This window comes from Rhizobium sp. Root149, from assembly GCF_001427345.1.
Lineage (GTDB): Bacteria > Pseudomonadota > Alphaproteobacteria > Rhizobiales > Rhizobiaceae > Neorhizobium > Neorhizobium rhizoryzae.
This window is the reverse complement of sequence record NZ_LMGD01000002.1, coordinates 58,266-76,449: the sequence shown is the minus strand read 5'-3', so window position 1 is coordinate 76,449 and position 18,184 is coordinate 58,266. Positions and strand designations below refer to the sequence as shown.

Here is an 18,184-nt window from a genome sequence, read left to right as displayed (position 1 = left end):
TGAGGGTCTTGCCAGCATGGCCCGGTCGCTCGGGATCAAGAACAGCATAATCTTTCGTCAGGCGCGCCCAACCGGTGTCCTATGCGTTCGAAACTGGGGATATGAAATTGAGTAAATCGCTGCCTGAATTCAAATACATGAGTTTCGACGTCGTCGGAACGCTAATCGATTTCGAAGGCGGGCTGACGTCCTGCCTTAGCGAAATCGCGGCGGAAGCAGGTGTCACGATTGATGGTGAGGAAGCACTTCGCCTCTATCGATCGGCTCGCTATGCCAAGGATGCCGATCTGTTTCCGGACGACCTCGTTCGTGTCTATCTGGCCATTGCCCCGGCACTCGGCTTGCCGGTCGATAAAGCCTTAGGCGAACGCTTGCGCGATTCCGCCAAGGCGTGGAAGGCCTTTCCGGATAGCGCCGAGGCCATGGCACGACTGGCGCGCAACTATCGCCTCATTGCCATGACCAATGCCCGTCGTTGGGCGTTCGATCATTTTTCTGCCGAGCTCGGACATCCCTTTCATGCCGCCTTTACGGCGGACGATACGGGTACTGAAAAGCCGGACCCTGCCTTCTTTCACAAGGTCTTCGAGTTCGTGGCCGATGAAGGCGCAGACAAGAATGACATCCTGCATGTAGCGCAGAGCCAGTATCATGACATCGGTGTCTCGCGGGACCTGGGCATGACGAATTGCTGGATCGAACGGCGCCATGCGGTGAACGGCTATGGCGGCACGATCGAGCCAGCGAAGTTCACCAAACCCGACTATCACTTCACCTCCATGGCCGGCCTTGCCGATGCTGCAGCTGCCGCACGGAGCTGACAAACCTTCAACGCAACGACGAGCAAAGCCTGCTTCAAGACGGGCGGCCCGATAACCAGACGAAAAAAGGGGAATGAAATGACCGACAAATCTCTCAATTGGACTTCGTCAGACGACGCGATGGTGGAAAGCGCCATTCGCCGCGGCGCCACGCGTCGCGAGCTTCTCCACATGCTCATGGCAGGCGGCGTTGCCATGACGGCCGGAGCTACAATTCTCGGACGCGCCACCAGCGCCCTTGCCGCAACACCCAAGTCGGGCGGACATCTCAAGGCTGCAGGCTGGTCAGCATCGACGGCTGACACGCTCGACCCGGCCAAGGCCTCGCTGTCGACGGACTATGTCCGCTGTTGCGCACTCTACAACCGACTGACTTTCCTCGATAAGAGTGGCGTAACGCGAATGGAGCTTGCCGAGCGCGTGGAGAGTTCGGATGCGAAGGTCTGGACGGTCAAGCTGCGCTCTGGCGTCACCTTCCATGATGGCAAGACCCTATCGTCTCAGGATGTCGTCTTCTCTTTGATGCGGCACTTGAACCCGGATGTTGGCTCCAAGGTCAATTCGATCGCAAAGCAGATCACCAGCGTCAGGGCTATCGACCCGCTGACTGCAGAGATAACCCTAGCAAACCCCAATGCCGACCTGCCGACCATACTGGCGATGCATCATTTCATGATCGTCCAGGACGGCACGACGGATTTTTCCAAGGGCATCGGCACAGGCGCCTTCAAGCTCGAGAGTTTCGAACCGGGGGTCAAGTCTGTCGCCGTCAAGAACCCGAACTACTTCAAGTCCGGGGGTGCACACATCGATTCCTTCGAGTATTTTGCCATCAGCGACGACAATGCGCGCGTCAATGCGCTGCTTTCAGGCGACATTCAACTGGCGGCATCCATCAAACCTCGTTCCATGAAGCTGGTCGAAAGCCAGCCGGGATTCGCCCTGTCGCAGACTACGTCCGGGAACTACACCAATCTCAACATGCGCCTGGATATGGAGCCGGGCAGCAAGGCCGATTTCGTGGCCGGTATGAAAAACCTGATCAATCGTGAGCAGATCCAGAAATCGGTCATGCGCGGCCTTGCCGAGCTCGCCAACGACCAGCCTGTTTCCCCCGCAAGCATCTATTACAATGCCGAGCTGAAGCCGAAAGCCTTCGATCCCGAAAAGGCTAAGTTCCACTTCCAGAAGGCAGGACTGGTCGGCCAGTCCATTCCGGTTATTGCGTCCGATGCCGCAACGTCGTCGGTTGACATGGCCACACTGGTTCAGCAGGCAGGCGCTGAAATCGGTATGAAGTTCGATGTGCAACGCGTACCTTCCGATGGATATTGGTCGAATTACTGGCTGAAGGCGCCCGTGCATTTCGGCAATATCAACCCGCGCCCGACGCCCGACATCCTGTTCTCACTGCTCTATTCGTCCGATGCACCGTGGAACGAGAGCAAGTTCAAGTCGACGAAATTCGACGGAATGCTGGTCGAGGCGCGTGGTCTTCTTGATCAGGCGAAGCGCAAGGCGATCTATGATGAAATGCAGGTCATGATCTCAGAGCAAGCCGGAACCGTCATCCCTGTCTTCCTGTCCAATGTGGATGCTCTGTCGGCAAAGCTGAAGGGCCTTGAAGCCAACCCGCTGGGTGGACAAATGGGGTATGCGTTCGCCGAATATGTCTGGCTGGATGCCTAACAAGCAGCGGACGACGAGGTGTCACCGTATCGCCTTGTCGTCCCTTTTTGGCGGGATCAACATTTCATCGTTGATACTCGATCCGCCTTAATTTCGCTGCGCGGCTTTGTCCATCATCTTGAAACTCTGTTTAGCAGGGGCCCACACTTGAGCAGATACGTACTCGATCTAATCGCAGTTCGGCTTCTGATCGCTGCCCTGACACTCCTGATCGTGTCTTTCGCAGTGTTCTTCGCAACGGCTATGCTGCCGGGCGATACGGCGACAATTCTTCTCGGTCAGGCAGCTACTCCGGAAGCCATCGCCGGACTCCGCAGCGCCATGCATCTTGATGACCCCGCCTATTTACGGTTTCTACGTTGGCTTGGCGGGCTGGCATCGGGTGATCTTGGGACGTCCTACGTCAACAATGTCCCTGTAGCCCAACTGATCGGTGGCCGCTTCGTCAACACCATGAGACTGGCCGGCATCACCGCGATGTTTGCCGTGCCGCTTGCGTTGACGCTTGGCATTACCGCGGCGATGTTCCGCGGATCGCTCTATGACCGTTCAGTGACCATTCTTACGATCGGCGTCATCTCCATCCCTGAATTCATGGTCGCGACGGCAGCGGTGCTCGTGTTCTCGGTCTATCTCAAATGGCTGCCAGCGCTGTCTTTCGCCAATGACGTCACCTCGGTTTGGCAATTGCTCAAAGTCTACGCCATGCCGGTCATTAGTCTGACGTTCGTGGTCGCGGCACAGATGATCAGAATGACCCGCGCGGCCGTCATCGATACTCTCAGTACACCCTATGTCGAGACAGCCTTACTCAAGGGAGCCTCACGCCCCCGCATTATTTTGCGCCACGCCTTGCCGAACGCGGTTGGCCCCATCGTCAATGCCATCGCCCTATCACTATCCTACCTCGTGGGCGGAGTGATCATCGTCGAGACAATCTTCAATTATCCAGGCATCGCAAAGCTGATGGTCGATGGGGTGGCAACGCGCGATTTACCCCTCATCCAGTCCTGCGCCATGATCTTCTGCGTCGGTTATCTTAGCCTGATTACACTCGCAGATATCGTTGCCATTCTTGCCAACCCGAGGCTGCGTTGATCATGAACCCATCCATTCCGCTTTTACAAAAGTTCGGCTACCGCTTCAGCTGGGTCGGCATGATTGGACTTACTGTCATCGTCTTCTGGGGAATCATGGCACTCATCGCGCCGCATATCATTCCTCATCCGGTCGGCGAGATCGTTGACGAGGACTATTTCGGAGCGATGAGCAGCAGGTTCTGGCTTGGCTCGGACTATCTTGGCCGCGACATGCTTTCGCGGGTTCTCATGGGCGCCCGTTACACGGTTGGCATCTCGCTTGCGGCCGTTTCCATCGCATGCTTCTCAGGCGTCGTGCTCGGCATGACGGCGGCGGTCATTGGCGGATGGTTTGATGCAGCACTGAGCCGGTTTCTCGACGCAATGAACTCCATCCCGGGCAAGCTTTCGGGCTTGGTTGTTGTCGCAGCCGTTGGCTCGTCGATCACCGTTCTTATCGTCACACTCGCTGTCATCTACACGCCTGGCGCCTATCGCTTCGCCCGCGCGCTCGCCGTCAACATCAACACCATGGATTACATCACGGTGGCGCGCACGCGCGGCGAAGGCATATTCTACATCATCGGCTCGGAGATCCTGCCCAACATCATAGGCCCTGTACTCGCGGATTTCGGCCTTCGCTTTGTCTTCATCGTGTTGCTGTTGTCGGGCCTGTCGTTCCTGGGCCTCGGCGTGCAGCCTCCTTTTGCCGACTGGGGCGCCCTCGTGCATGAAAATGTCGGCGGGCTTCCTTTCGGCGCCCCTGCGGTGATTGTCCCCTCACTGGCGATCGCGAGCCTGACGATCAGCGTCAATCTTCTGATCGACAACCTGCCGAAGAAAATTCGCGACCGGAGCGCCTGAATGGAAAACCTTGTCGAAATACGTGATCTCAAAGTCGAGGCGACAACCGACAGCGGCCGCTGCGTCGATATCATAAAGGGTGTGAGCCTGGACATTGCCGCGGGAGAGATCGTGGCGTTGATCGGTGAAAGCGGGTCGGGCAAGACGACCATTGCCCTTACACTGATGGGCTATACCCGGTCGGGGTGTCGCATTTCCGGAGGTAGTGTCCGGATCGCTGGGAAGGACATGGTAACGTTCAGCGAACGCGAACGTGCCGGCATCCGTGGTACAAAGGTCGCCTATGTCCCCCAGTCGGCTGCGGCGGCGTTCAACCCGGCAAAACGTATTATCGACCAGGTTATCGAAGTCACTCGTATCCACGAGTTAATGCCGGTAGAGCAAGCGAAAGAAAAGGCGATTGAACTGTTCCGGGCTCTATCGCTACCCGATCCAGACACGATAGGGAAACGCTATCCCCACCAAGTGTCCGGGGGCCAGTTGCAGCGCCTTTCGGCCGCAATGGCGCTCATTGGCGCTCCGAAGCTCGTCATCTTCGATGAGCCGACCACTGCCCTTGATGTCACCACTCAGATCGAAGTGCTGCGTGCATTCAAGTCGGTGATGAAGGCGGGCGGCATTTCAGGCGTTTACGTGTCGCACGATCTGGCTGTGGTTGCGCAGATCGCTGACCGCATCGTGGTCCTGCGAAACGGTGAAGTACAGGAAGTGGGCACAACGACCGATATTCTGTCACGTGCCCGGCATCCCTACACGCGCCAATTGTTGGCAGCGTTCGAGCCTAGGCCGCGCGGCGACGAAATTGTGGTGACTGGCCGGGAAGTCCTTCTCGAAGTCAACGGCCTGGTTGCCGGCTATGGCCCTCTCCAGGCAGACCAATTGCCGCTCATTCGTGCGGTGCAGGATGTGAGCCTGACGGTAAGAAAGGGCCGCAATCTCGGCATCATCGGCGAATCCGGCTGCGGAAAATCTACACTGGCTCGCACCATTGCAGGTATTCTGCCGCCCTCTACTGGCAATATGATCTTTGAGAACCGGAAGCTTGCAGGCACTGTAAGGCAACGCAGCCGCGATCAATTGCGCGAAATGCAAATCGTTTTCCAATATGCCGACACAGCGCTTAATCCGGAAAAATCGATCGAGGAGATTCTCGGCCGGCCGCTGACTTTCTATCACGGGATGAAAGGCAAGAAGCGAGACACCCGCATCGAACAGTTGCTCGATATGGTTCATCTGCCGAGATCGCTTCGTCATCGGCGGCCACAAGAGCTTTCAGGCGGCCAGAAGCAGCGCGTCAACTTCGCGCGCGCCCTTGCTGCCGAACCGAAGCTGATCATTTGCGATGAGATCACATCGGCTCTCGACACGGTCGTCGCCGCCGCGATCATCGATCTCCTGAAGGAACTTCAACGCGACCTTTCGCTGTCTTACATCTTCATCAGCCATGATCTGTCGGTCGTCGAGGCTATCTGCGACGAGATCGTCGTGATGTATGGCGGCCGCAAAGTCGAGGAGATCACGCCAGCAGATCTGAAGGCGCCGCAACATCCTTATTCAAAGTTGCTTTTCTCTTCTGTTCCAAAACTCGATCCCCAATGGCTTGATTCCCTCAAGCTCGATCCCGAGCTGATCAGAACCTACGGCCACGGTTGAAGAGGGCCATTGCCTGCATAAATTGCCGAAATCCTAGAGAGGGAACAGGCTTGTCAGGGGCATGTGCACCTTGACGATTGGTGACTTCAGCACGACGAAACTGAAATACTTGTCGATACCGATATCCATGTCGGTCAGCCGTTCCATGATTCCCTGATACTCGCCGATGCCGGCGGTAACGAACTTGATGAGATAGTCGTAGCCACCCGAAACGAGATGGCACTCGATCACCTGATCAATCTTCTCCACCACGGCAAGGAAACGGGCAAAGTCGATCTGGCGGTGGTTCTTCAGCGTGATCTCGGTAAAGACGGTCAGGGTCTGGCCAAGTTTGCCGATGTTGATTTGCGCAGAATAGCCACCGATGTAGCCTTCCTGTTGAAGCTTCTTGACGCGCATCAGACACGGGCTGGGCGACAGGTTGACCAACTCGGCAAGTTCAACATTGGTAATGCGCCCGTTCTTCTGCAGCTCATAGAGAATCTTGATGTCGATTCTGTCCAGTTTCATCTACGCTTGTCTCCAGATAGCCGCCGAAATGTCTGCAGAATTAAATGCTGCGAAAATTCTTGACTGAGCTTAACACTATGGCGATCCTTGTCTATTCCATTCTGCCAAGAGGCTTCCCGCACGATCGTTTGCATTGATACGAGGCTACGGAATCTTCTGCTGTCCAATGGAAATGTGCGGCATCCTTGGCAGTCACGAGACGTTATGCTTGTGGCGCGACAAGGAGACCGACACCGATGCCAGCGCCGCTTATGCTCGTGGAAACCTCAGATGAATTCCCCCGATCAGCTGATATCGTCATCATCGGAGCCGGTATTGTTGGCGTCTTTGCCGCCTACTATCTCGCAAGAAGAGGGCTGAAGGTCGTCCTGTTGGAGAAGGGTCGCATCGGGGCCGAACAGTCGAGCCGCAATTGGGGTTGGTGCCGCCAGCAGAACCGTGACTCTCGGGAGCTGCCGCTGGCGACGAAAAGCCTCGATCTCTGGGAACAGTTCCGTCAGGAAAGCGATGAAGATACCGGTTTTCGCCGCTGCGGGCTGCTTTATCTCAGCAACAATGAGGAAGAGCTGGCCAGCTGGGCGCGCTGGCGGGATTTCGCCCGCACCGTCGGAGTAACGACCCATATGCTGGACAGCGTCGCTGCCGCCGAACGGGGTAAAGCGACAGGCCGTCCTTGGAAGGGTGGAGTGTTTTCACCAAGTGATGGAACAGCCGATCCGTCCCGCGCCGCGCCAGCCGTCGCGCGGGCCATACTCAAGCTTGGCGGAACCGTGCTTCAGAACTGCGCTGCCCGCGGGATCGAGACCGAAGGCGGGCGGCTTTCAGCCGTGGTCACTGAGCATGGAACGATCCGCACTCGCACCGCGATACTATCCGGCGGCGCCTGGGCCTCCTCCTTCTGCCGCCAACTCGACATCCGGTTTCCGCAAGCGTCCATCCGATCGTCGATTCTCTCTGTCGCGCCGGGCGAAGCCATGCTTCCCGATGCGCTGCATACCGCGGGCGTTTCTGTCACTCGTCGGGGAGACGGTGGTTATACGCTGGCCATCAGCGGCCGTGGCAAGGTGGACCCAACTCCACAACAGGCTCGATTTGCGCCGCAGTTCCTGCCAATGTTCCTGCGCCGTTGGCGCTCCCTGTCGCCTGGGGGGCTTGAAGGCGTGCGCAGCGGCCATGAGAGCCTCTCGCGCTGGCGGCTCGACCGCCCGACCCCGATGGAGTTCATGCGAATCCTCGATCCGGCCGTCGATCGTGGGACGATCCGGCTGACCTATGAGCGCGCCACGCAACTGCTGCCGGCCTTGAAGGAACGCCGCATCACTGCCAGCTGGGCCGGATATATCGATTCCACCCCAGACGGAGTACCAGCTATCGGGGAGACGCCAACCGTTCCGGGCTTCATCCTGGCCGCAGGTTTCAGTGGCCACGGCTTCGGCATCGGCCCTGGAGCCGGTCATCTGATCGCTGACATCGTCACGGGAGCGGAGCCGCTGGTCGATCCGCGCCCCTATCACCCCAACCGCTTCTCGCAGTCCGCATGGGGCAAAGTGGCAGATTTTTGACACGCCCCTGTGGCCCAAGGGCAAGAAGGACCGGACGCCTCGATGCAAGCACGCCAACTCGAAGTCTTCTGCATGGTCATGCGCTGCGGGACGGTGACGGGCGCCGCCCAGATGCTTAACATCTCGCAGCCGGCATTGAGCCAGATTCTCAGGCATGCCGAAGACCAGCTTGGTTTCAAGCTGTTCACCCGTGTCCGGGGAAAGCTGGTTCCGACCCGGGAAGCCGAAGAGCTCTATCCCGAATCGGAGCGTATATTTGCCGAGATCGCAGCCCTGCGGCGGCGCACGATGGACATGCGCTTTGGCCGCACTGGCCTGATCCGTATCGCAGCCTCTGCACCACCGGCAATGGCGATTGTGCCCAAGGCATTTTCGGCCTTCCGCCATGCCCAACCCGACATCGTCGTTCGCTCGCTGATCGCCCCGCTCGACAATGTCGTGGACATGGTGCGCAGCGGCGATGCGCCAATCGGCATCGTCATGAACAATCTGCCCCGGCACGGGATTGAAGTGGAGACGCTTGGCAATGCCGAGCTGATCTGCATCGTGCCCGAGGATCATCGCTTGGCCCGTCAGGAGGTGATCGGCTTTGCCGATATCCAGGACGTCCCGCTGATTTCCTACCGCACCGACACGCTTCCCGGCCAATTGCTTTCAGGTGCTGCCGAAGCTCAGAACCTCGCCTTTAACCCGGCCTTCGAGATCGACATTTCCATCACCGCGCTGCCTTTCGTGCGCGATGGCTTCGGCATCGCAATTGTCGATGGTCTGTTGCCCTGGGAACAGTTTCCGGGCTTGGTCCGCCGCACCTTTCTGCCCCGACTGACGGTCCCGGTGGCGCTGCTGACCAGCAAGGACCGACCGCTCACGGGAAATCATGCCGCCATGCGGGACTGCCTGCGTGATGCTTGCCTGAAGGTGCTACAAGCGGGTAGCGCGCCTCAGTAGGCCAGCCCCGTCACTTGCGCACGTCGCCTATGCCTCACCGATCCATGCCCCGATGGGGACCGGACGCACCGGGGCCTGTTCGCGCAGGCGCCCGGCTTCACAGACCGAAATGCCGCCCCGCGCGGCAATCAGCTCGGCGCCCGCCAATTGACAATAACGCCCCTGGCAGCGGCCCATGCCGAGGCGGGCAAGCGATTTCACCCTGTTGGCCTCCGCGCCGTTGCTTGTGGCTGCGTCACGCACCTCTGCGGCCGTGACCCCTTCGCAGCGGCAGACAATCGTTTCATCAGGGATGGCGCGCACCATGGCACCCGGCCACGGGAAGGCCCGCGCCAGCGCACGGGCAAATCGCTCGCAGCGCACCAGCCGGCGCAGCTCGGACGTGACATCGGGCGCAGGCAGACCCATGTCGGAAAGGCAGGCGGCCGCCGCCAATCGTCCGGCAAGTTCCGCCCCATCTGCCCCGAGGATCCGCACACCGTCGCCGGCAAGGTAAAGTCCTTCCGCCGCGCGGCCAAGCCTGTCCGTTCGCGGCAGCCATTGCGCCCAGCCCTCATCATAGTCGAAGGCGCAGCCGGCAAGCCCGGCAAGCTGCGTCTCGGCGCGCAGATGCCAGCCGAGGCCGACCATGTGGCAGGCGGTCACGTGGGGTCTCCCTTGGGCATCGCACCAGCGAATGCCGGTCGGGCCGCGCTCGTCGCAATCGATCCCCTCCAGGGTGACACCCACATGATAGCGCCGGCCGAGCCGCAGGCGCATCCGCAGACCCCTGAGGAAGAGCGCGGGCCGCACCAGCATGCCCGGCAAAGCCGTCAGCTGCACGGAAAGCGGTGCTGTGTCGAGCACGGCCGAAACGTCCGCGCCGGCCTTCAGCAACTGGTACGCCACGAGCGTCAGGAGCGGTCCGGAACCGGCAAGCACGATCTTTCGTCCGAGTGCCACGCCCTGAGCTTTCAACGCGATCTGCGTCGCGCCCAGACTGTAGACACCGGCTGACTGCCAGCCCGGCACCGGCGCCAGCCGGTCGGTGGCGCCTGTCGCCAGGATCAGGCGGTCATAGGCAAAGGCCCGGTGACCGACAGGCGTCAGGGCATGAAGCACACCGTCCGCTACGGCAACGGCAGAGGACAGCGCATGGTAGTCAACCCGGCCGTCGGCCACCATGGCATCGAACAGCGCATGCAAAGCGCGCGCCTTGCCGGCATCCGGCCCATAGAGCGTTTCTGCCACCCGCGTGAAGCCGAGCGGCGGGCGGCGATAAATCTGTCCACCGGCCCTTTGTCCCTCATCGAGAACGACCGGCCGGATACCGGCGGCAACAAGCACTTCAGCAGCCCGGATCCCGGCGGGTCCGGCGCCAACGATCGCCACTGTCGGTCCCTGCACCAAAGTCATGGCCAGCCCTCCGGCGCCTCGATCGCCAGCCGCATTCCCTCGGCAATTGGGGTGGAGCAGGCCCTGAGCCGCGTGCCCTCTTCCTGCCAGATCCAGCAGTCCTGGCAGGCACCCATCAGGCAGAAGCCGGCGCGAGCCTCAGGCCCGAACTCCGAACGCCGCAGCGCCGTAGAGCGAGCCAGAATGGCCGTCAGCACCGTATCACCGGCCAATGCTTCGTATGTGACACCATCGAGAAAGAACTGGACCTGCGTCCTCTCTCTCTCTGAAAGGCGGACGATCCGTCCGTCGCCAAGCTCCTGCCACGTACCCGGCTTCATTCTGCCGCCAACCGAACGGCCGAAGCCGGCTCCGGCATCTCCAAGAAGCGTGCCCGCACGTCCGCAAAGGCTGCCGCGACGCCGTCATGTCCGGCCCTGTCCTTCATGCGCCGGAATATCTCGGTCTTGGCGAAGAAGCGCCAGTGGATCGGAAGGCCTGCAAGGATCTCAGTCAGCAAGGCATAGGCGGCGGGCGTCCACTGCGCCTCGTAACCCTCCCGTTCAGGGCCAAAATGGAAATGTCCGGCATGGGCGACGGTCAGGGAACGCAGTCGGGCCGTCGCTTGCTCGTCGACCACACCGCCGCTGATCACGACCCCATAGTCCCGCTCGGCCGCTTCGACAGACACGTAGCCGCGCTCCACATCCCTTGCGACACGCCAGGTCTCACGCTCGAGCGGATTGCCGCGCCCGCCACCACCCGCCGAACGGATCTCCAGCACATCGCCCGGCTGGAGGACGGTGGTATCGATATTGCCGAGCCGCAGATAGCGATCCGTTCCGAGGTTGAGCACCATGTCGGACAAGCCCGCGGCACGACCGCCGAGCACGCCCCATGGGCGGAAGAAGCTGCGGTCGCGATTGCGCGCCGTGATCCGGCTGCCCGGCGCAAAGACCCGGAAGGCCATTTCCGTGGCAAGCCCGCCCCGCCAGCGTCCCGCTCCGCCGCTATCGCGGGCCAGCCCATAGCGCAGGAACTCGATCGGCACCTCCGTCTCGGTGATTTCGATCGGCGTGTTCTTGAGATAGGCGGCATCCGCACCCGAACCATTGGTGCCGTCGCGATGCGGCATGCCGCCGCCACCGCCGACCACCGGATTGACCGCCGCCAGCACTGTGCGCCCCGTCCTCTCGTCCGTCGTCATGACGTTGACAATGCAATTGTTGCCGGCGGGCGCTGCCGGCAGGCGTTCCGGCACAGCCTGGCTGAAGGCGCCGAAGATGACAGAGCGTAGCCGCGCGCAAGTGAGCGATCGCATGCCGACCGCCGCCGGATGCACCGGATTGAGCACACTGCCCTTGGGCGCGATGCAGGTGAACGGGCGCGTGAGCCCGGTGTTGAGAAGGATGTTCGGGTTCAGGGTGTAAAGAACGTAGTAGACGCCGACCAGCAGCATCGTGTGGCGTGGATCACCCCCGGAAGGCACGTTGAGCGACGAGCCGAGCTGCGGATCGGAGCCGGTGAAATCGAGTACCGCCTCGTCACACCTGATGGTCAATGTCAGCTTCAGGCGGCAGGGATTGGCCTCGACCGAATCCTCGTCCGCATAGTCGACAAATTCCCAGGTTCCGTCCGGCATAGACCGCAGGATGGCGCGCGCCTGCGCCTCGGCATGATCGAGAAGCGCCTCGGCACCTTCGAGAAAGGCCTGTTTTCCGAACTTCTGCACCATGGCCAGGATCTTGCGTTCACCCGTGTTGAGGGCGCCAACCAGCGCTTTGATGTCGCCAAGATTGAGATCCGGCTTGCGCACATTGGTCGTCATGATGTTCAGGATGGTCTCGTCGAAGACCCCTTCCCTCACCAGCTTCATCGGCGGAAAACGGATACCCTCCTGATGGATCTCCGTCAGGACTCGCGACAGCGAGGCAGGCACCGCCCCGCCCATGTCGGTATTGTGGATATGGCCGCCGGTCCAGGCGATGATTTCGCCATCATGAAAGACGGGCTTCCAGAGATGGGTGTCCGGCGCATGGGTCGCGACATGGCCGGAATAGGGATCGTTGGTAAAGGCGACATCGCTCGGCCGGTAGTTCCCGACCATGTCGATGACCCGGCCCCAGGTCAGTCCCGGATACCAGGTGGCGCCAAGCCCCATCGGCACCCCGAACGTCTCGCCTCTGCGGTTCATCAGCATGACGGTGAAATCCTCCGTTTCCTTGACGAAGGCCGAATGCGCGGTGCGCTGCAGCGTATAGGCCATGTTTTCGGCCGCCGCCCGCACATGGTTTGCAAAGACACGCAAATTGGTCTGGTCGAACATGGCGTTACTCCGCAAAGGTGAGATGAATGTTCATGTGGCGGTCGACGCGCGCGTCAGTGCCGGTGGGAATGGCAAAGGTCGTGTCGTCCTGTGCCACCACAGCGGGGCCGCTGAAGCACTCTCCAGCGTTCAGCGCACTGCGGCGAAAGAGGCCGATGCGCTCTATCGCGCTGCCGAGATAGACCGGGATCAATCGTTCGGGCGAAGCAGCAGACGGCTCCTCCTTCTCCGACACCGGAAACTCGAGCACAGGTCCGGCACCGATCGCCGAGAGCCGAAGGTTGACGAGTTCGACCTCGCCCTGCGGATCGGAAAAGTCGTAGAGTTGCGCATGCATGGCATGGAACGCCGCCTCCATGGCCGAGCGATGACCCTCCTGGATCCAGGCCGGCTCGATCGGCACCTCGATTTCAAAGCTCTGCCCGAGATAGCGCATATCCGCCGAGATCCTGAGGTCGGCGGGACCGTCGTGGCCCTGTGCGGCAAGCCAGGCCCAGCCTTCACGGACCAGGGCCTCCAAGGCGTCGCGCAGTACCGGAACCGTCTCTTCGACGAGATGAACAAACACGGTGCGGATGAAGTCGCCGCGCAGATCCGCGACCAGTCCGCCCAGCGCCGAGACGACACCGGGCCGGGGTGGCGCGATCACCCGCCGCATGCCGAATTCGCGCGCCAGGAATGCACCCAGCATCGGGCCGCCGCCGCCAAACGGCATCAGCGTGAAATCCCGAAGATCGACGCCGGCCCGTGAGGCGAGCTTTTCGACCTCGACGAACATTTCCGAGATGGCCACGTCGAGGATCGCCTGGGCCGTCGCCTCCACCGGACGGCGGATCCGGGTGGCAAGCCGGGCAACCGCTGCATGCGCTAGGCCCACGTCGATCTGCAATTGCCCATAGGCCATCTCGCTGTGACCGAGCCAGCCGCAGACCGCCATCGCATCCGTGACCGTCGGTTCGCTGCCGCCGCGGCCATAGCAAGCAGGACCGGGTATGGACCCTGCCGATTCCGGACCGATCCGCAGCACGCCATGTTGATCGACGCTGGCGATCGAACCGCCGCCGATGCCGATCGAGCTGACCGATACCGAGGGAATATGCAGCGGGAACTCTCCGATCAGTTCGCCGGTGCCGAATTGCGGCTCGCCGTCGATGATCAGTGCGAAATCGGCCGAAGTGCCGCCAATGTCGAGGGTCAGTACCTGTCGTTCGCCGGCCCGCCTGGCAAGCCACGCCGCACCGATCACGCCTGAAGCCGTTCCGGAGAGCAGCATCTGCACGCAGGACCGCTTGCCGTCGGCCGCATTCATCAGCCCGCCGTTCGACTTGGTCAAAAGGGCCGGAGCCGTGACGCCGCGCGACTTCAACCTGTCTTCGAGAGCGGTCAGATATCCGGAAATGCGGGGATGCACATAGCCGTTCAGGATCGTCGTCGTGGTGCGCTCGTATTCGCGGATCACCGGCCAGACCTCAGACGACGTGAAGACGAACAGATCAGGCGCCAGTCGCTCGATCTCCTGCTTGACGGCAGCCTCCTGGACGGCGTTGCGCCAGGCATGCAGGAAGGAGACGATGATGCCTTCAGCCCCGCCTGCCTTCGCCGCCGCGACGGCCTCTGCGACCGCCGTCATGTCCGGAGCAAGCGCCTCGCTACCGTCGGCGCGCAGCCGCGCCGGGATGCCGAAGACCATGTCGCGGGCGATCAGCTGATCCGGACGCGCGCAGAACAGCGAATAAACATCGGGCATTCTCAGGCGTGCCAGTTCGATGACATCCTCGAAACCGGCATTGGTCAGAAGCGCGAGCGAAACACCGCGTCGCTGGATGACGGTGTTGATGCCGACGGTCGTGCCATGCACGAAGCGGCTGATTGTTGCCGGGTCCAGGCCCTCCCGTTCGGCCAGAAGCGTCAGCCCGGTCATCAGTTCCGCGCCTGGATCGTCGGGGGTGGTCAGGACCTTCAGAGAGGCGACGCGGCCGGATCTTGCCTCCAGCGCACAGAAATCGATGAAGGTGCCGCCGATGTCGACCCCCACCTTCCAGTCCTCGCCATCGGCCAATTCTGTCAAGGTTGCACTCATGGCGCTTGTCATGCCCGTTCCTTTCGCTGCTCCTGTCCAAAGCTGGCACGGCTTGATGGCAAAGGTCCAAGAGCGAAATGGCGGGCAACCATAAGTCCCGCTTATGCGCATCGCGGGATGCCCCATAGGTCGCACTTATGGGCGGCATGCAATACCGACTTTGACTTGCTGGCGTCCTCACACACACAGTCGATGCAGTGCATCGAACCGAAGGAATATCCCGTGGAGGTCATCGTACTTGGCGGCGGACTGATTGGGACCGCCTCGGCCTATTTTCTTGCGCGGCGCGGGCTTAAGGTGACACTTGTCGAGCGCAACCGGGTCGGCAGCGGAGCGACCGTCGCGTCCTTCGGCAACATCCGCCGGAGCGGCCGCTATCTGCCGCAGCTGCCGTTAGCGCACCGCTCGCTGTCGCTCTGGCGCAAGGCTGAAGCGATGCTGGGACAGGATGTCGAGTTTCGCCCGACGGGCCACCTGCGCCTCGTCTTCGGTACAATTGGGCTTGCCTCCATGCGCTCGTTTATCGAGGCAGCCGGGCCCTGGGGACTGGTCCTCGACGAACTGGATATGCGCGACGTGCGTACCCGTTTTCCAGGTGTCGGGCCGGATGCCATCGGCGCCTCCTTCTCACCCGAGGACGGAAGCGGCAATCCCCGGCTGATCGCACCCGCCTTCGCCGCTGCCGCAGCCCGTCTCGGCGCAGCGATCGTCGAACAGGTAGCTGTCGAATCGGTGGCCAGAACTGCTTCAGGCTTCACCGTGGAGACCTCCAAAGGCTCGATCAGCGCGGAAGTCCTGCTCAACACCGCAGGCGCCTGGGGCGCGCAGATCGCCGCCCGGTTCGGAGAAGCCGTGCCGATCGAGGCACGCGGTCCGCAAATGGGCGTCACGGAACCACTGCCCTACCGCATCCTGCCGGTCGTCGGCGTCTGGGGCGGCGATGGCACCGAGGGATATTTGCGCCAAGTCGAGCGCGGCAATATCGTGTTCGGCGGCGGCGTCGAACGCAGCCAGGTCGCGCTTGACCCCGGCCACGCAAAGGCCGATCCGGCCCGCCTGTCGCTTCAGCTTCGCAAACTCCTGCCGCTCCTGCCGGCGCTGGCGAACGTCTCCATCATTCGCACCTGGTCCGGCTGCGAGGGCTATGTCGCCGATGGCCTGCCCGTGATGGGACCTTCGGCGACCACACCCGGCCTCTTCCATGCCTTCGGCTTCTCGGGACACGGCTTCCAGCTCGGCCCCGGCGTCGGCGACATGATGGCCGAACTCATTGCAGTAGGTCAGACTGAAACGCCACTCCACGATTTTCGCATCGAGCGCTTTTTACTGACCGCTTGTTAGTGAAGATTCAACGGAACGCCAGCTGCTGCACAGACCGGCGCCCCGCCTTTGTGCTTTTGGGGTCGGAACAAGAGCAGTCCAAAATCGTACGCTAGGCCCTGTTGACAAAGTGGATTGAACGAAGCCGTTTTCGCGGCAGTTGGGGCCTCTGATTTGCATGGCGTGTCTCTGGTTTGAAGGATTGGCTGTTTTGGCCAACCTTTGAACGGGAGATACCCATGAGTGAGATGAGCCCTCTACGCCGGCGGATGATCGAAGACATGACGATCCGAAACTTGTCGCCGGCGACGCAGCGATCCTATTTGCATGCGGTGACAAAGTTCTCGCGCTATTTCGGGCGATCGCCAGACCGACTTGGACTGGGAGACGTGCGCGCCTTTCAGGTGCATCTGGTGTCGACGGGCCTGTCCTGGCCGGCCTTGAACCAGACGGTCTGCGCGCTGAGGTTCTTCTTTGGCGTCACCCTTGGCCATGATGAGATACCGGAGCGCATCGCCTAGGTGCTTATCAAGATTTTCTCTGATCCAGGAAAGCAGGCTGCTGAAGCGGCCATCGGTTGACTTGAACTCGAGGAGTGAAGAAAACTGAGACTGTCCTCCGGGTCGCTGGGGTAGAGCACGAGATACTGTGCTTTCATGTGTGCGGTTGTCGCATTGCTCCTCCACGAAACACACGATTTGGTATCCTGCAGTGAGGTTTAATATGACGCCATTCGGCAAACAGATGGGGACTTTGACGCGCATCGTATGCGCGATCGCCCTGTTGCTTGTCGGCCTATCTCACAAGCCCCTGTCTGTTTTGGCGAACACGCTCACTCCGGCCGAGCTTGCGGCATATACTCTTCCTGATGGAACCGTGCCTGTGCTGTGCCTGCCGTCGGAAGATGACGCCAGCAAAAAGCATAGCCATGATTTTGGCACGGGTTGCGAAGCCTGCCGGCTCGCGTCCGCCATCCTTCTGCCCGCACCGCCCGCGATTGAGACGGCGCTCGCGTTGCGTGCTGCGGATCGGTTCGTTCCAGTTCGCTTTGAGGCCTTCTACAGGCAGCTCTTTCCTCCCAATGCGTCACCGCGTGCGCCTCCCTTCGGCCTGATTGCCTGAACCGCGACCGCTTTCTCAAGCGGGCGCCTTCGACAATCCGTGCCGAGGAAATCGCGTGACTGCGCTGTTCCGGCAAATGGCTGGATATCCGCGCATGTTAAGCATGTTATCCAGGGATGAAGCATTCCCCCTGCACGTCCTGCGACAGTTCTCCCAAGCGTCCATACCGCGCATTCGCAACTTTTCCGCGCATATCGACATTCCTCTGGCTCGGCTGGGTGTTCCGCTCACGTTCCGCCTGTTGCGCGGCTGTGTGGTTCTCTATCGCGAGCTGAGTGACGAGCGTCGGCAGATCCTCGATATTTTCGGCCCTGGCTGGGTCATCAGCGGCGAGCATGTTGATCTTCATGAATGCCGGGCTATGGCGGTTTGCGACCCACGGCTCGAAGAGATCGAGACTGAACAGAACGCTGAAGCGATCAATGAGGCCGCAATGCGCATGCTCAAGCGCGCTCAAGCCCATGGTCTGGTTCTCGGCCGCAAGACGGCGACTGAGCGGGTTGCCTCGGCGCTGCTTGATCTGGCGGACCAGTTCTCCCGCCAGGGGCATGACGGGCGCAGCAGCTTCCTGCTCTATCTCTCCAGAAGCGAACTGGCGGATTGGCTAGGCCTGACCCACGAAACGGTCAGCCGCTGCCTCAGCCGCTTCAAACGCGATCGCCTTATCGCGTTTGACCAGCCCGAACTGATCACCGTTCGCGACCGCCAAGGACTTCTGGCGCTTGCGACCGGCGCGACGCCCGCAGCCTGATCACCGAGATTTCCGACACTCTGTTCTTTGAGGGGGACAACCATGACACTTGCGACAGATCAGTCGTCATCCATACTGGATCAAA

15 protein-coding genes and 2 pseudogenes are annotated in these 18,184 nt (G+C 60.9%); 11 read left to right on the top strand and 6 right to left on the bottom strand.

Annotated features, from left to right (window positions below; genetic code table 11):
• The first annotated feature begins 107 nt into the window (after positions 1 to 107).
• The 5 genes from ASD54_RS04005 to ASD54_RS03985 all read left to right on the top strand — a co-directional run bounded on the left by ASD54_RS04005 (position 108) and on the right by ASD54_RS03985 (position 6,106).
• On the top strand, positions 108 to 821 hold the full coding sequence (locus ASD54_RS04005) for an HAD-IA family hydrolase (protein WP_062553389.1): 714 nt from the start codon (positions 108 to 110) through the stop codon (positions 819 to 821).
• A 78-nt stretch (positions 822 to 899) separates the two neighbouring features.
• A complete protein-coding gene (locus tag ASD54_RS04000; protein WP_062553337.1) occupies positions 900 to 2,510 on the top strand; it encodes an ABC transporter substrate-binding protein in 1,611 nt (536 codons plus the stop codon).
• 147 nt (positions 2,511 to 2,657) lie between these two features.
• On the top strand, positions 2,658 to 3,608 hold the full coding sequence (locus ASD54_RS03995; RefSeq protein WP_062553336.1) for an ABC transporter permease: 951 nt from the start codon (positions 2,658 to 2,660) through the stop codon (positions 3,606 to 3,608).
• A 2-nt stretch (positions 3,609 to 3,610) separates the two neighbouring features.
• The gene (locus ASD54_RS03990; RefSeq protein WP_062553335.1) at positions 3,611 to 4,453 is read left to right on the top strand and encodes an ABC transporter permease; all 843 of its coding nucleotides are present in this window, start codon (positions 3,611 to 3,613) and stop codon (positions 4,451 to 4,453) included.
• Positions 4,454 to 6,106, top strand: coding sequence for an ABC transporter ATP-binding protein (locus ASD54_RS03985; RefSeq protein ID WP_062553334.1), 1,653 nt, complete (start codon positions 4,454 to 4,456; stop codon positions 6,104 to 6,106).
• A 33-nt stretch (positions 6,107 to 6,139) separates the two neighbouring features.
• Here ASD54_RS03985 and ASD54_RS03980 read toward each other — a convergent pair whose 3' ends face one another.
• Positions 6,140 to 6,616: an Lrp/AsnC family transcriptional regulator gene (locus ASD54_RS03980; RefSeq protein WP_062553333.1), complete on the bottom strand. Its 477-nt coding sequence runs from the start codon at positions 6,614 to 6,616 to the stop codon at positions 6,140 to 6,142.
• A gap of 236 nt (positions 6,617 to 6,852) precedes the next feature.
• Here ASD54_RS03980 and ASD54_RS03975 point away from each other — a divergent pair, with 236 nt between their 5' ends.
• A complete protein-coding gene (locus tag ASD54_RS03975; protein WP_062553332.1) occupies positions 6,853 to 8,178 on the top strand; it encodes an FAD-binding oxidoreductase in 1,326 nt (441 codons plus the stop codon).
• A gap of 42 nt (positions 8,179 to 8,220) precedes the next feature.
• Positions 8,221 to 9,126 carry a LysR family transcriptional regulator gene (locus ASD54_RS03970; protein WP_062553331.1) on the top strand — a complete coding sequence of 302 codons (906 nt, stop codon included), beginning with the start codon at positions 8,221 to 8,223 and terminating at the stop codon, positions 9,124 to 9,126.
• 27 nt (positions 9,127 to 9,153) lie between these two features.
• On the opposite strand, the gene ASD54_RS03965 is transcribed toward ASD54_RS03970, so the two are convergent.
• The 4 genes from ASD54_RS03965 to ASD54_RS03950 are packed head-to-tail and all read right to left on the bottom strand — an operon-like array spanning position 9,154 to position 14,918.
• Positions 9,154 to 10,521 carry an NAD(P)/FAD-dependent oxidoreductase gene (locus tag ASD54_RS03965; RefSeq protein ID WP_062553330.1) on the bottom strand — a complete coding sequence of 456 codons (1,368 nt, stop codon included), beginning with the start codon at positions 10,519 to 10,521 and terminating at the stop codon, positions 9,154 to 9,156.
• Positions 10,518 to 10,841, bottom strand: coding sequence for a (2Fe-2S)-binding protein (locus ASD54_RS03960; protein WP_062553329.1), 324 nt, complete (start codon positions 10,839 to 10,841; stop codon positions 10,518 to 10,520). The genes ASD54_RS03965 and ASD54_RS03960 overlap by 4 nt, the downstream gene beginning before the upstream one ends.
• The gene (locus ASD54_RS03955; protein WP_062553328.1) at positions 10,838 to 12,826 is read right to left on the bottom strand and encodes a hydantoinase B/oxoprolinase family protein; all 1,989 of its coding nucleotides are present in this window, start codon (positions 12,824 to 12,826) and stop codon (positions 10,838 to 10,840) included. Before ASD54_RS03955 ends, ASD54_RS03960 begins: the two co-directional genes overlap by 4 nt.
• A 4-nt stretch (positions 12,827 to 12,830) precedes the next feature.
• Positions 12,831 to 14,918 carry a hydantoinase/oxoprolinase family protein gene (locus tag ASD54_RS03950; RefSeq protein ID WP_062553327.1) on the bottom strand — a complete coding sequence of 696 codons (2,088 nt, stop codon included), beginning with the start codon at positions 14,916 to 14,918 and terminating at the stop codon, positions 12,831 to 12,833.
• Between the two features lie 210 nt (positions 14,919 to 15,128).
• Between ASD54_RS03950 and ASD54_RS03945 the strand changes: the two genes are divergently transcribed.
• Together ASD54_RS03945 and ASD54_RS03940 are read left to right on the top strand one after the other, a co-directional pair.
• Entirely contained in the window at positions 15,129 to 16,247 is a 1,119-nt protein-coding gene (locus ASD54_RS03945) for an FAD-binding oxidoreductase (RefSeq protein ID WP_062553388.1), read from the top strand.
• A 218-nt stretch (positions 16,248 to 16,465) separates the two neighbouring features.
• Positions 16,466 to 16,744: pseudogene (locus ASD54_RS03940) on the top strand (site-specific integrase); the annotation flags it as partial.
• 9 nt (positions 16,745 to 16,753) lie between these two features.
• Here ASD54_RS03940 and ASD54_RS27165 read toward each other — a convergent pair.
• Positions 16,754 to 16,855 (bottom strand): annotated as a pseudogene (locus tag ASD54_RS27165) (GlxA family transcriptional regulator); the annotation flags it as partial.
• A 94-nt stretch (positions 16,856 to 16,949) separates the two neighbouring features.
• Between ASD54_RS27165 and ASD54_RS03935 the strand changes: the two are divergent.
• Positions 16,950 to 17,348, top strand: coding sequence for a hypothetical protein (locus ASD54_RS03935; protein ID WP_062553325.1), 399 nt, complete (start codon positions 16,950 to 16,952; stop codon positions 17,346 to 17,348).
• A 94-nt stretch (positions 17,349 to 17,442) separates the two neighbouring features.
• Positions 17,443 to 18,099 carry a helix-turn-helix domain-containing protein gene (locus ASD54_RS03930; protein WP_162249538.1) on the top strand — a complete coding sequence of 219 codons (657 nt, stop codon included), beginning with the start codon at positions 17,443 to 17,445 and terminating at the stop codon, positions 18,097 to 18,099.
• The last annotated feature ends 85 nt before the right edge of the window (positions 18,100 to 18,184 follow it).